Source organism: Mycobacterium deserti, assembly GCF_025345615.1.
Taxonomy (GTDB): domain Bacteria; phylum Actinomycetota; class Actinomycetes; order Mycobacteriales; family Mycobacteriaceae; genus Mycobacterium; species Mycobacterium deserti.
The window spans coordinates 178654-191983 of record NZ_JAODWD010000001.1; the positions used below are offsets into that span (position 1 = coordinate 178654).

Sequence of the window (13330 nt, forward strand, 5' to 3'; positions counted from 1 at the left end):
GCGGATGCGAATGCCCGCGCCGCCGACCGATCATCGCCTCATGAAGATGCGCGCCGCCCGGATGCACGGGTACAAGCAACCCCTTCGACTCGAAGAGATCGACGTGCCCCATGTGGGGCCCGAGGAGGTGCTGGTGAAAGTCGGCGGAGCGGGCATGTGCCGCACCGACTTTCAGCTCGTCGACGGTTACTTCGACACAGGGCTGGACATGGACTTCCCGATCACGCCGGGTCACGAGGTCGCCGGCTGGGTCGACGGGCTGGGCGCGGAGGTGCCTGCATCGGCCGGGTTGGCCGAGGGCGACCAGGTCGTGGTATTCGGCAGCTGGGGCGACGGCGCGTGCAGACAGTGTCACGAGGGCAACGAACAACTCTGCGCGCACGGCGTCTGGGCGGGCTTCGGCCGGCATGGCGGCTATCAGGAGTACATGCCGGTCAATTACCGCTACCTGATCAAGATTCCCGGGCGCGGTGACTTGTCGCCCGACACGCTCGCGCCGCTCACGGACGCCGGCCTCACCCCCTATCGCGGGTTGAAGAAGCTGCGCGACGCCGGCCACCTCCGCCCGGGCCGCACCCTGGCCGTCAGCGGCATCGGCGGGCTGGGCAGCTACGGCGCCCAGTACGCGAAACTGCTCGGCGGCGGTGCTGACGTCGTGGCCTTCGCCCGCAGCGACGAGAAGCTCAAGGTCGCCCTCGACAACGGCGCCGACCACGCGATCAACGTCCGCGACAAGGACACCGACGCCATCCGCGCAGAGCTCGAAAGCCTTACCGGCCGAGACGAACTCGACGCGGTGATCGAGTGTGCCGGATCGGCGGACGCGATCCGGCTGGCGTTCTCGCTGCTGGCGGCCGAGGGCGCGGTGGCGTCGGTCGGGCTGATCGGCAACCGTGTGGACATGCCGCTGTTCCCGCTGGTGGCCCGCGAATACACCTACTACGGCTCGTTCTGGGGCAACTACAACGACCTCACCGAGGTGCTCGCCCTTGCCGAGGCCGGTCAGATCAAGCACACCGTCACTCGCGTGCGCTTCGACGAGGTCAACGAGACGCTCGAGGCGATCGCCCGCGGCGACGTCATCGGGCGCGCCGTCATCGTCTACGACTAGGAGAACCGCCTTGTCTGTGATCAGAGTGCTCGGCCTGACGCTCGCCCTGATGGTGACGTTCCCGCGGCGATGACCTCGGCCGAGTCCTACGACGAGATCGAGACGCGCAACCTCGAGGTGGTGCGGGGCGGCCTCGACGCGTGGCGTAACGGCACCGGCAGCCCATATGACGCACTGGCCGATGACGCGACCTGGGAAATCATCGGCAACTCCGTGGCGGCGCGGGTGTACGCCGACAAAGAGGACTTCCTGGCCAACGTGATCCGGCCGTTCAACGCGCGGATGTCGGCGCCGCTGAAACCGACGGTGCGCAGCCTGTACGCCGACGGCGACACGGTGGTGGCGTTCTTCGACGCCGAGGGCACCGCCCGCGACGGCGTGCCGTACCGCAACACCTACGCGTGGTTCCTGACGTTGCGCGACGGCCGAATAGTGAAGGCGTCGGCGTTCTTCGACGCGATCGCGTTCGACGACCTCTGGCAGCGCGTGAGCCCCTAGCTACTTCGGCTTCTTGCCTTCGGCGACCTCTTTGGGGTACTCGTCGTAGAACTCGACGTAGCCTTCGTCCTTGCCCGACAGCACATAGATCGGATCCTCGATCTTGACGTCGTCATCGTCGCCCTCACCGGTGCTGCCGCCGTAGCCCTCCTTGCGGAGATCCACTTTCTGGCTCTTGAACGTCGACGTGTGGGCCAGTTCTTTGGCCACCCGGACGAACAGCGGCAGCGCGTAACTGGGCAGCTTGTCGTACACCGCCTTCGCCAGCGCCTTGCCGTCGAACTCCTTGCCCTCCTTGAGTTGGATGGCCGCCATGCCCGCCTTGCCACCGGCGCCCTCGACCTCGACGCCGAACACGGTGCACTCCTCCACCTGCGGGTCGGTGGACACCGCCGCCTCGACCTCGGTGGTGGCGACGTTCTCGCCCTTCCAGCGGAACGTGTCGCCGAGTCGGTCGGTGAACGCGGCGTGGCCGAAGCCCTGCGAGCGCATCAGGTCGCCGGTGTTGAACCAGACGTCGCCCTCTTTGAACGCGTCGCGGACGAGTTTCTTCTCGGTGGCTTCCTTGTCGGTGTAACCGTCGAACGGCTGGAAGTTGCTCACCTTCGACAACAGCAGGCCGGGCTCGCCGCCCTTGACCTTCTTGACTCGGCCGTTGTCGTCACGGATCGGGTCGCCCGATTCGGGGTCGTACTCCACGAACGCCACCGGCGTCGGGCAGATGCCTGTCGTCTTGTCGACGTTGAGCACGTTGACGAACGCGGTGTTGCCCTCGCTGGCGGCGTAGAACTCACACACCCGGCCGATGCCGAATCGCTTGGTGAAATCGTCCCAGATCGCCGGGCGCAGACCGTTGCCCGCGATGACGCGTACCTTGTTCTTGCGGTCGGATTCCTTCTCCGGCTGGTTGAGCAGGTAAGCGCAGATCTCGCCGATGTAGACGAATGCCGTTGCGTCGTAACGCATCACGTCGTCCCAGAACTTCGACGCCGAGAACGACTTGCCGATCGCCAAAGTGGCGCCGGAGTTGAGCACCGATGACAGCGCGACCGTCAACGCGTTGTTGTGGTAGAGCGGCAGGCAGCAGTACAGAGTGTCGTTGCTGGTCAGCCGCATTCCGAGGCCGCCGAACCCCGCGAGCGCCCGCAGCCACCGGTAGTGGGTCATGACGCTGGCTTTGGGCATGCCGGTGGTGCCCGAGGTGAAGATGTAGAACGCCTTGTCCTTGGCCAGCACCGCGGACGTGCTCGCCGGGTTGCCGGTCGGCGCGGTGGCGGCCAGCGCCTCCAACTCGTCGAGCGTCATCAACCCGTCGGTGTCGGCGCCGCTTTCCTTGATCGGATCGACGAAGTCGGTCTCGGTGACGATGACCTTCGCCTCGAGCAGACCGAGGCTGTGCGCGAGGACGTCATCGCGCTGGTTGTAGTTGAGCATCCCGGAGATCGCGCCGCATTTGACCGCCGCCAGCATGAGCAGTACCGGTTCGGGCGAGTTGCGCATCATGATGCCGACAACGTCGCCGTGCCCGACGCCGCGGGTCGCCAGTACCGCCGCATAGCGGTTGACGGTCTCGTTGGCGTCGCGGTAGGTGATCTCCCGGTCCTCGAACTTGAGGAACATCTTGTCGGCGTAGCGCGCGGCGCGGTCCTGGAACACCTTGCCGATCGACGTCTTGGCGGACGGCCGTGCCCCGAAGCCGGTGACCACGCCGCGCAGAATCGTCGGCACGTCCATGACTAGGCCCGGCACCTGGGCGGCGATGTCCAGTAACCCGACGCTGCTGCGGGTCCCCGATTTCTGGTCGCTCATGCGCGTTTCGTCCCTCCGCTGTTTGTTTGTGCACACCCTAGTGACAGCGGTCATCGCGTCGGTGCACAAGCTTGCATCGCCGACTCGACATCATCGACGACGACCAACCGGTCCAGCGCGCCCTTGGCGACGTAACCGCTGTCGACCAACTGGTGCAGCCAGGCCAGCAGGCCGTCGTAGTGACCGATGGGGTCGAGCATGACCACTGGCTTGTCATGCATACCCAAATAACCCGCTGTCCAGGCCTCGAAGAATTCTTCCAGCGTGCCGATGCCTCCGGGCAGCGCGATGAACGCGTCGGCGCGGTCCTCCATGATCTGTTTTCGCTCTCGCATCGTGTCGGTGACGACCAGTTCGTCGGCGTCGACGTCGGCGACTTCGCGGTGCACCAGCGCCTTGGGGATGACGCCGACGGTGTGTCCGCCGCGCATCCGGGCCGCCTGGGCCACCGCGCCCATCGCCGACACGTTGCCCCCGCCGGACACCAGGGTCCAGCCGCGCTCGGCGATCGTCTCGCCGACGCGGACAGCCAGGTCCATCAGATCGTCATGGGCGGGACCTGAGGCGCAGTAGACACACACCGCCCACTGGCGGTCGGTTTGCTTCTCGCGTGCGCGGTCGGTTTCGGCGGACACACGCACAACCTAGCCATAGACTCCGGCGGTGCCGATCGACTGGGTGACCTCGCCGTCGGAGCCGGCATTGCGGCTTATCGCAGCCGGTGTGCGGGAGCGGTCCGGCGCGGTGCTGATCGGCCCCGCGGGTGTCGGCAAGACCACGCTGGCGCGAGAAGCCGCGTCCCGCATCGGCTCCCAATTCGACCGCGTCGACTGGGTGATTGCTACGGCGCCGATGGCTACGGTGCCGTTCGCGGCGTTCGCCCATGTGATCGACGTTCCCGACACCGGAAAAACCGCCGAGGTGCTACGCAACGCCCGCCAGTCGCTCGGCGACGGCCGACTGCTGGTGGTGGATGACGCGCACCTCCTGGACAAGTTGTCGGCGGCGTTGGTGTATCAGCTGGCGGTCAGCGGCGCCGCGTCGCTCATCGTGACCGTCTCGCCCAACGGGCCTGCGGCCGACGAGGTCTCGGCGCTGTGGCGTGACGATCTGCTCGAGCGGATCGATCTTCAGCCGCCGGGCCACGACGACCGCCGGCTCGCTACCTCGGTCGAGGAGTTCGTCGCGTCACTGCCGGCCCCGGCGCACCGGGTGCTGGAATACCTGGCCGTCGACGACCCGCTGCCGCTGGCCGAGATCGCCGATCTGGCCGGCGGGCGCGAGGCCGTCGCCGAGGCCGAGCGGTCCGGCGCCGTCGTCGTCGACGGGGAACATGTGCGGCCTGCGCACCCGCTCTTCGTCGACGCGGTCGGCGATGCGTTGGGTGGGCCGGAGATGCGCCGGTTGCGGACGGAGCTGGTCGAACGGCTCGGTGCCGCGCCCCCTCGCGACGTGGTGGCCCTGCTGCGGCTGGCGGTGCTGGCTCTGGACAGCGACCGCCCGCAGCCGACCGCAGAAGTGGCCACGGCCGCCGAGGAGGCGCTGCGCCTCGGGGACCTGGTGTTGTCCGAACGGCTCGCCCGGGCCGCATTGCAACGCGCGCCGAATTTCGCCGCCCGGGTGACGCTGGCCTACGCATTGGCGTGGCAGGGCCGCGGCCGCGACGCCGATTCGGTTCTCGCCGAGGTGGATCCGACCGCGCTGTCGGAATCGGCATTGATGATGTGGGCCCTGCCGCGCGCGGCCAACCAGTTCTGGATGTTGTCCGAACCGGAGCGGGCGACCGCTTTTCTCCTGGCCACGCGCAACAGGGTGTCGTCTCCGGAGGCACGGACCACCCTCGACGCGCTGTCGGCGACGTTCGCGATGAACGCAGGCAATCCCAGCCGCGCCAAGCAGATCGCCGATCGGGTGCTGGCGTCGCCGTCAGCCGACGACACCGCGGTCGGCTGGGCGGGCGCAGCGGCCGCGTTGAGCTCCGCGCGGATGGGCCTTTTCGCCGAGGTCGACACACCTGCGGAACGCGCGATCGCCGCCGGCCAGCCGGGATTGCTCCGGTTCACCAGCGGGTTCGGCCAAACGACCGCCATGGTGTTGACCGGCGAACTGGACGCGGCGCAGACGCTGGCCCGCGGGCTCACCGACTTCACCCAATTGCAGCAGCCGGGCCGCGCGATCGGCGAGGTGCTGATCGCCGACGTACTGATCGCCAAGGGTGAGCTCGAGGCCGCGGTGAAACTGTTGCGCCGAGCGGCCGCCGCGCTGGCGCCGACCGGCTACTCGTGGGGCCCACTGGCGTGGATGCTGTTGGCGCAGGCGCTGGGTCAGCTCGGCGCGACGGCCGAGGCCGGTAAAGCCTTGTCGCGGGCGGAGTCTCGGCACGGGCTGAAGTCGATGCTGTTCGCACCGGAGCTTGCGCTGGCCCGCGCGTGGACGACATCGGCACGCGGCGATCAACACGGTGCGATCGCCGCGGCGCGCGAGGCGGCGCGCAGCGCAGAGCGCGGTGGCCAGGCCGCGGTCGCGCTGCGGGTCCTGCTCGACGCGGCGCGCCTCGGCGATGTTCGGGCCGCCGACCACATCGCGCGACTCAGTGCCCAATGCGACTGCGTCGTCGGTCAACTGGCCCTGTCGCACGCACGGGCGGTCACCGGTCGCGACGCCGACGCCCTCGGCGACGTCGCGCAGCGGTACGCAGCGATCGGCATGTCGCGGGCGGCCGCTGATGCTGCCGCACAGGCGGGTTAGCGCCTGCTATGTGAAATTGGCGTCGAAGAGGTTGCTGGAGCGGTCCTAAACTTGGCCCATGAGCGATCTGTTCGTACAGCCCGGGGGCGTGCGGTCCATCTCGCAGGTACACGACCAGGTGGTATCGGCCCTGTCGAGTCTGACGGCGGGCGGCGGGTCCGAGGCCACAGGAGTGCAGAACACCCACGGGACGATCGCCTCCGCCGTCAGCACCGCCCTGTCCGGCGTGCTCGGCACCCGCACGGGCACGCTCAACACCACGTCGACGTCGGGAGCGACGATCTCGGGACTGCTGCAGGAGGCAGCACGGCTTTACGAGAAGGGCGACCAGCAGGGCGCGGACAAGTTGAAGGCCGCGGCCGCGGCCCTGGAGAGCGCAGGAGGCACGCCCTCGGGTGGCGGAGGCGGCGCGCCGGGCGGCGGCACTCCCGGCGGGTCGACCCCGGGCGGCGCGCAGGGCGCAGCCGCATCCGGCGCAGGTGGCGGCGCGAACATGATGGGCCAGATGGCTCAGCAGGCCGGGCAGGCCGCAGGTCAGATGGCGCAGTCGCTCGGCGGCATGGTGGGCGGCCTCGCCCAACTGCCGGGCCAGGTCATGCAGGGCGTCAGCCAGATCGTCCAGACGGCAACCGGTGCGGCAGGCGGCGCGCCCACCGGGACGGGGGCTTCAGGCGCCGGCGGCGGCGCCCCGAAGGACCAGGGGTCGTCGAATACGCATGCCGACGACCGCAAGCGGGGCGACGACCCGCCGAGTGGGGACGAGCCGCAGGACGCTCGCCCGAAGCCCGCAGAGGGTGCGTCGGCGGGGGCGCCCACCGGGGGGGCGGCACCGGTCGAGCAGGCCCCGGCCCAGCGGCCCGCGCAGACGCGTCCGCAGGTGGACTGACCGCTACAGGTTGCGCGCCGCGTCGTCGGCCGATGGACGCGGCTGCTCGGGCGGCGCCACCGGAACCGGTCCCGCGGCGGGACCACCAAGTTCTGGACCCGCGGCCAGCGTGGATTCGTCGGCACGCTGCAGGGGCTGCCCTTCTTCGCGTCGCGGCTCCTGTTGATCTTCGGAACGGTCTTCGTGCTCGACACGCTGCTCGAGCCGCTCGACGCGCTGTTCGAGCGATCCGTTCGGGGGCTGTTGGCCGCCGCCGCCCGCAGGCCCTGGCGGAGCACCGACCGGTGCGCCGCCCGGCGCGCCTGGTCCCTGCCCGCCGGCCGACTGCCCGCCAGCGCCCTGCGCCGCCTGCATCGCCTGCTGCATCATCGAACCGAACGTGCCCATCTGGCCGCCCACGGCCTGCATCGGCGCACCGGCCTGCTGCGCCATCTGCCCGGCCTGCTGCCCCATCTGGCCGAGCATCCCGACGACTTGGCCGACGGACTGCGAGCCCTGGTCATCGGACGTCTGGTACGCCGCCTCCGCGGCGCCGAGCTTGCCTGCGAAGGTGCCCTCTTTGGCCTGCAGGGTCGCGACGTTGGCGGCGAGCGGAACGGCGAGCGTCGGGAGTACCGCCGCGATGGTCGAACTCAGCGCGTCCTGGCCCGCCTGGATGGTGGGGATCTCAGGCAGCTCGATCGAGGCCGGATTCCAGTTGAGACCTTGGCCCTTTTTCATCGGCGCGGTCATCGGCCTTCTCCTGTGTCGTCACCAGTCGTCATCGTCGTAATCGCCTTCGTCGAGGTCGTGATCGAGCGGTGCGGGCACCGCCAGGCTGGCGCTCGTACCGCCGCCGCCGTCACCGCGCTGACCCATCATCGGCGCCATGCCGCCCATGCCGCCGCCCGCGGCCATCGGCGCGGCCCCGCCGGTCGCGCTGGATCCGGCCATCGCGCCCTCCGCCGGCGCCGTGCTCACGGACTTCGTGCCCACCAGATTCGCCATCTGCGACGTTTGCAGCGGCATGCCGCCGGATCCGGGCAGTGAGGCGGCTTTCACCATGCCCGAGCCGCCACCGGCACCCGATCCACCCGCCAGCGGGTGATTGGAGAACGACGAGAACGGCATGCCCGCGGCGCCCAGCGAGTCGGCCTTGCCGCCTTGGCCGAACATCGACGTCAGCTGTTGCAGCGGCTGGGTCAGCTGCTGCAACTGCTGGCCCATCTGCTGTGGCAGCTGCATCAGCGACTGGCCGATCTGCATCGGCAGTTGCGCCGCCATGGAACCCATCTGGCTCATCATCTGCATCGCCTGTTGGGACCCATCGCTTGCCGCTTTCGAGGTTTCCTCCGCGGCGTCTTTCGCCTCCTTACCGCCGGCGGACACCGGAGCCCCGGGGAACGGGATACTCGGGGGCACGCCAAGCGTGTTGGCCAGTTCGGTGGTGTGGGCCGTCACGTTGGCGATGTTCTGCGAGAGCCCCATTTTGATCCGGCTCTGCACCAGTTCCTGAGCGTTGCTGAACGGCATCGCCGAGAGCGCCTCGCACTCGTGCTGGACTTCTTGGGCGATGGTGTTCGCCAACATCTTCGCCTTGACGACGGTGGCCTCCATGGCGCGCAACTTGCCCGCGATCGCGGCGGCGTGCGCGGCATTGGCCTCGTGGCCGCCGATGATCGTCGTCGCCTCGCCGGTGGCGGCCAACGCCCCGGCTCCTTCCCAGTGATCGTTCATCTTCATCAGCTGGCTCTGCTGCTGGGGCACCACGCTGCCGGTGATCTTCGCGGCGAGTGCTTCGTACTTCGCCGCCGCGGCGGCCAGCATCTCCTCGTCGACGTTCGGCCAGCCTGGCCCCGTCACGGTTTGCGACCCGAACGGGCTCGAATCGGGTGGGATCGCCATGACCGTGAATTTACCGTGCCGCGAGTAGCTGCCGGTCCGCTAATTCGCCGACAGAGTCCGCCGATCAGGACGAATTTGCCGCTATCAGGTGGCCCGCGGATAGCCGAAGCAGGCGTTCGATGCCGATGTCGGCAAGGAAGCGCTCGTCGTGGCTGACGACGATGAACGCGCCCTCATAAGCGTTCAGCGCGGACTGCAGTTGGCCGACGCTGACGAGGTCGAGGTTGTTGGTCGGCTCGTCGAGCAGCAGCAGTTGCGGTGCGGGTTCGGCGTACAGGACGCAGGCCAGTGTCGCGCGCAGCCGCTCGCCGCCGGACAGCGCGTGAACTGGCAAATGGATCCGGTTGCCGCGGAACAGGAATCGCGCAAGCAGATGCATGCGCCGGGTTTCCGACAGGCTCGGCGCGTACGCGGCGAGGCTCTCGACGACGCTGCGCTGCGGGTCCAGGAGGTCGAGTCGCTGCGACAGGTATGCGACGCGACCGTCGGCGCGGTGCACGAGCCCGGAATCCGGCTGCAGCTCACCGGCGATGACGCGCAACAACGTGGACTTGCCCACGCCGTTGGGTCCGGTCAACGCGATACGCTCGGGACCCCGAATGTCGAGGTCGATGCCTGCGAACAGCTGACGCACCAACACGTGCTCGACCGTCAACAGGGTCCGCCCCGCAGGCACATTGGTGTGCGGCAACTCGAGCGCCAGCGTGTCGTCGTCGCGCAGGGTCCGTTCGGCTTGGTCGAGCCGGGTCTTGGCGTCGCTGACCCGCGCGGCGTTGACGCCGTCGATGCGCCCCGCCGACTCCTGCGCGCGCCGCTTCATCGCACCGGCGATGATCTTGGGAATCCCGGCGTCTTTGATGTTGCGTGCCGCGGTCGACGACCGCCGTGCCGCGCGCTCCCTGGCCAGCTGCATGTCGCGCTTCTCACGGCGCAGCTGTTGTTCGGCGTTGCGGATGTTGTTCTCCGCGACACGCTGCGCCTCGTTGACCGCTTTCTGGTACATCGTGAAATTTCCGCCGTAGAGCAACATCTCGCCGCGATGGAGCTCGGCGATGCGGTCCATACGGTCGAGCAGGACGCGGTCGTGGCTGACGAGCAGCAGGCATCCGCTGTAGCCGTCGAGCGCGTCGTAGAGCCGGTGTCGGGCGTCGACGTCGAGGTTGTTGGTCGGTTCGTCGAGCAGCAACACGTCGGGACGCTTGAGCAGTTGACCGGCCAGGCCGAGGGTGACGACTTCACCGCCGGACAGCGAGCCGAGCGGGCGGTCGAGGCCGATGTGGCCGAGGCCGAGCCGGTCGAGTTGCGCGCGGGTGCGCTCCTCGATGTCCCAGTCGTCGCCGATGACCGCGAACACCCCGTCGTCGGCCCGGCCGTCGGCCAGCGCATTGAGCGCGTCGATCACGGCGGCGACGCCCAGCACCTCGGCCACGGTGCGGTCGGCGACGAACGGCAGCGTTTGAGGCAGGTAGCCGAGCGTGCCGTCGACGGTGACCGATCCGGTGGTCGGCGCGCGCTCACCGGCGATCACGGCCAGCAACGTGCTCTTGCCCGCGCCGTTGGGCGCGACGAGACCGGTGCGGCCCTCACCGACGGTGAAGGACAGATCCGAAAACAACGGTGAGTCGTCGGGCCAGGCGAACGACAGGTTCGAACAAACGATGGAAGACATGCGAGAGCCTCGTGAGCAGAAAACGACTGGGGATACCGGAGTCGTTGTCTCACCGCATGGTTCCAGGGTACGAACCGCGTCAACCGGTTAAATACCGCCGCAGCATGTCGGTCGCCGCGGCGATCGCCGCGGTGTCGACACGCTCGTCGGCACGGTGCGCGAGGTTGGGGTCGCCGGGTCCGAAGTTGACAGCCGGGATGCCCAGCGCCGCGAAACGCGCGACGTCGGTCCAGCCGTACTTGGCCCGAACCTGTCCCCCGGCGGCCTCGACGAGCGCCGCCGCGGGGGGAGCCGTCAGACCGGGCAGCGCGCCGGCGGCCGAGTCGGTCAACTGGATGTCGACGTCGAGACCGTCGAACACCTTGTGGACGTGTTGCGTCGCCTCGTCGACACTGCGATCCGGCGCGAACCGGAAATTCACGGTGACCGAGGCCGCGTCGGGGATCACGTTGCCTGCTATTCCGCCGTCGATGCGCACGGCAGAAAGCCCTTCGCGGTACTCGCACCCGTCGATGTCGACGATGCGGGCCTGATACGCCTGGAGCCGATCCAACACGGCGCCGAGCTTGTGGATGGCGTTGTCGCCCAGCCACGATCGAGCGGAGTGCGCACGGGTGCCGGTCGCGGTGATCACGACGCGCAGCGTGCCTTGGCAGCCTGCCTCGATGAAGCCGCCGGACGGTTCGCCGAGTATCGCGACATCTGCCTGCAGCCATTCGGGCAGCTCACGCTCGATGCGGCCGAGGCCGTTGGCGGCGGCCTCGATCTCCTCGCAGTCGTACATCACCAGCGTGATGTCGTGTGCGGGCTCGGCGACGGTGGCGGCCAGGTGCAGGAACACCGCATCGCCCGACTTCATGTCCGACGTGCCGCAGCCGTGCAACTGGCCGTCGGCAAGCCGGCTGGGCAGGTTGCCGGCGGCCGGCACGGTATCGATGTGGCCGGCGAGCATGACCCGCGACGGCAGGCCCCGATCGGTGCGGGCCAGCACGGCGTCGGCGCTGCGCACGATCTCGAAATGCGGCGCCTGCTCGCGCAGGGCCGCCTCGATCTCGTCGGCGATGCGCTTCTCGCTGCGCGACTCGCTGGGGATGTCCACCAGTGCCGCGGTCAGCGCGATCGGGTCGCCGTGCAAGTCCAGGCCCACCCGCCTGACGTTAGTCTTACCGGCGTGACTTCTGCTGCAGGCGTCGGCCTGGCGACCATCGCCGACGACGGAACGGTTCTCGACACCTGGTTCCCCGCTCCCGAACTCGACACCGATGGCCCCGCGGGCACGGTGCGGCTGTCGGTCGCCGAGGTCCCCGAGGAGTTGGCGGCGCTGGCCGGACGCGACGACGACCGCGGTGTAGACGTCGTCGTGGTGCGCACCGCGATCGCGTCGTTGGACGACAAGGCGATCGACGCCTACGACGCCTACCTGCGGCTGCACCTGCTGTCGCACCGGCTGGTGGCGCCGCACGGGCTGAACGCCGACGGGTTCTTCGGCCTGCTGACCAACGTGGTCTGGACGAATCACGGGCCGTGTGCCGTCGAGGGATTCGAGATCGTGCGGGCCAGGCTGCGCAGGCGTGGTTCAGTGACCGTCTACGGCGTGGACAAGTTTCCGCGGATGGTCGACTACGTGCTACCGACGGGGGTGCGCGTCGCTGACGCCGACCGGGTGCGCCTCGGCGCACACCTGGCTTCGGGTACGACCGTGATGCACGAGGGCTTCGTGAACTTCAACGCGGGCACGCTGGGCGCGTCGATGGTCGAGGGCAGGATCTCGGCGGGCGTGGTGGTCGGCGACGGCTCCGACATCGGCGGCGGCGCATCGATCATGGGCACGCTGTCCGGCGGCGGCAAGGAGATCATCTCGATCGGCAAGGGCTGCCTGCTCGGCGCCAACGCCGGTCTCGGCATTCCGCTCGGCGACGACTGCGTGGTCGAGGCAGGCCTGTACGTCACCGCGGGCACAAAAGTGCAGACATCCGACGGCAAGACGGTGAAGGCGCGCGAGCTGTCAGGCGCGAACAACCTGTTGTTCCGGCGCAATTCGTTGTCGGGCGCGGTGGAAGTGGTGACCCGCGACGGCAAGGGCATCACCCTCAACGAGGCCCTTCACCAGAACTAGCAGGCCCACGAGGTGCTCAACCCGCTGCGGCGTTGGGCTTCAGCGGTGGGCAACGGCCCTGCTCGTCGGTCGCCAACTCGAAGTGCCAGATCTCGTTGGCGAAAATCTGACAGAGCCCGAACGCCGCGCCGTTGGCGATCAGCCACTTGTCGGCTTCGACCGGCGCGATGTCCACCGCTTTTCCCTCGACATGCTTCGAGACCGCCGGAGACGCCACGAATTCCCTTGCCGCATCGACGCTTCCGTACGTCTGCACGCCGTCGTCGAACAGGCGCTGCTGGAACCCCTTCGACCGCCAGCCCGACGTCAGCCGGATGTCGACACCCTCCGCCGCGGCGCGACGCGTCGCTTCTTGAACCGCCGCGAGCAAGGACGGATCCAGGTAGCTCACAATCGGATTCGACACGTCGAACGGGCTCAGCGTCTTGCCGTCGGGAAGCCATCCGCCGACGGTGTCGGTGGCCGCCGTGCCGATCGTCAGCCGCTCGGGTTCACCGGCGGGCGCAGGAGGTGGCGGTAGCTGCGCCGGGGACGCGCACGCAGCGAGAACGATCAGGATGGAGATGACGCTCGCGCCGCGGCGAGGCGGGGGAAGGGGGATGGGCAAGC

12 protein-coding genes are annotated in these 13330 nt (G+C 68.8%); 5 read left to right on the plus strand and 7 right to left on the minus strand.

The genetic code is table 11. The features are described 5' to 3' along the window. Positions 1-40 precede the first annotated feature (40 nt). Together N4S67_RS00860 and N4S67_RS00865 are read left to right on the plus strand one after the other, a co-directional pair. On the plus strand, positions 41-1111 hold the full coding sequence (locus N4S67_RS00860) for an NAD(P)-dependent alcohol dehydrogenase (RefSeq protein WP_260991050.1): 1071 nt from the start codon (positions 41-43) through the stop codon (positions 1109-1111). A gap of 69 nt (positions 1112-1180) precedes the next feature. After that, entirely contained in the window at positions 1181-1609 is a 429-nt protein-coding gene (locus tag N4S67_RS00865; protein ID WP_260991051.1) for a nuclear transport factor 2 family protein, read from the plus strand. Here the strand turns inward: N4S67_RS00865 and fadD6 are convergent, their stop codons facing one another. Further along, positions 1610-3418 (minus strand): long-chain-acyl-CoA synthetase FadD6, encoded by a 1809-nt coding sequence (gene fadD6, locus N4S67_RS00870; protein ID WP_260991052.1) that lies wholly within the window; start codon positions 3416-3418, stop codon positions 1610-1612. Between the two features lie 50 nt (positions 3419-3468). Continuing rightward, entirely contained in the window at positions 3469-4053 is a 585-nt protein-coding gene (locus N4S67_RS00875) for an LOG family protein (RefSeq protein ID WP_260991053.1), read from the minus strand. 28 nt (positions 4054-4081) lie between these two features. Between N4S67_RS00875 and N4S67_RS00880 the strand changes: the two genes are divergently transcribed. Then, positions 4082-6166 (plus strand): AAA family ATPase, encoded by a 2085-nt coding sequence (locus tag N4S67_RS00880; protein WP_260991054.1) that lies wholly within the window; start codon positions 4082-4084, stop codon positions 6164-6166. 58 nt (positions 6167-6224) lie between these two features. Next, the gene (locus tag N4S67_RS00885) at positions 6225-7052 is read left to right on the plus strand and encodes an ESX-1 secretion-associated protein (RefSeq protein WP_260991055.1); all 828 of its coding nucleotides are present in this window, start codon (positions 6225-6227) and stop codon (positions 7050-7052) included. A gap of 3 nt (positions 7053-7055) precedes the next feature. Here N4S67_RS00885 and N4S67_RS00890 read toward each other — a convergent pair whose 3' ends face one another. From N4S67_RS00890 to dapE, 4 genes are all read right to left on the minus strand, one after another. Then, positions 7056-7784: a hypothetical protein gene (locus N4S67_RS00890; RefSeq protein WP_260991056.1), complete on the minus strand. Its 729-nt coding sequence runs from the start codon at positions 7782-7784 to the stop codon at positions 7056-7058. A gap of 18 nt (positions 7785-7802) precedes the next feature. Next, on the minus strand, positions 7803-8936 hold the full coding sequence (locus tag N4S67_RS00895) for a hypothetical protein (RefSeq protein WP_260991057.1): 1134 nt from the start codon (positions 8934-8936) through the stop codon (positions 7803-7805). Positions 8937-9000: 64 nt separating this feature from the next. After that, complete coding sequence (locus tag N4S67_RS00900; protein WP_260991058.1) at positions 9001-10605, minus strand: ABC-F family ATP-binding cassette domain-containing protein; 1605 nt, start codon at positions 10603-10605, stop codon at positions 9001-9003. Between the two features lie 79 nt (positions 10606-10684). Then, positions 10685-11752 (minus strand): succinyl-diaminopimelate desuccinylase, encoded by a 1068-nt coding sequence (dapE, locus tag N4S67_RS00905; RefSeq protein ID WP_260991059.1) that lies wholly within the window; start codon positions 11750-11752, stop codon positions 10685-10687. Here dapE and dapD point away from each other — a divergent pair. Further along, a complete protein-coding gene (gene dapD, locus N4S67_RS00910; protein WP_260991060.1) occupies positions 11735-12721 on the plus strand; it encodes a 2,3,4,5-tetrahydropyridine-2,6-dicarboxylate N-succinyltransferase in 987 nt (328 codons plus the stop codon). The two genes, dapE and dapD, sit on opposite strands and share 18 nt — an antisense overlap. 16 nt (positions 12722-12737) lie before the next feature. On the opposite strand, the gene N4S67_RS00915 is transcribed toward dapD, so the two are convergent. Next, positions 12738-13286, minus strand: coding sequence for a M15 family metallopeptidase (locus N4S67_RS00915; RefSeq protein WP_390893239.1), 549 nt, complete (start codon positions 13284-13286; stop codon positions 12738-12740). Between the last annotated feature and the right edge of the window lie 44 nt (positions 13287-13330).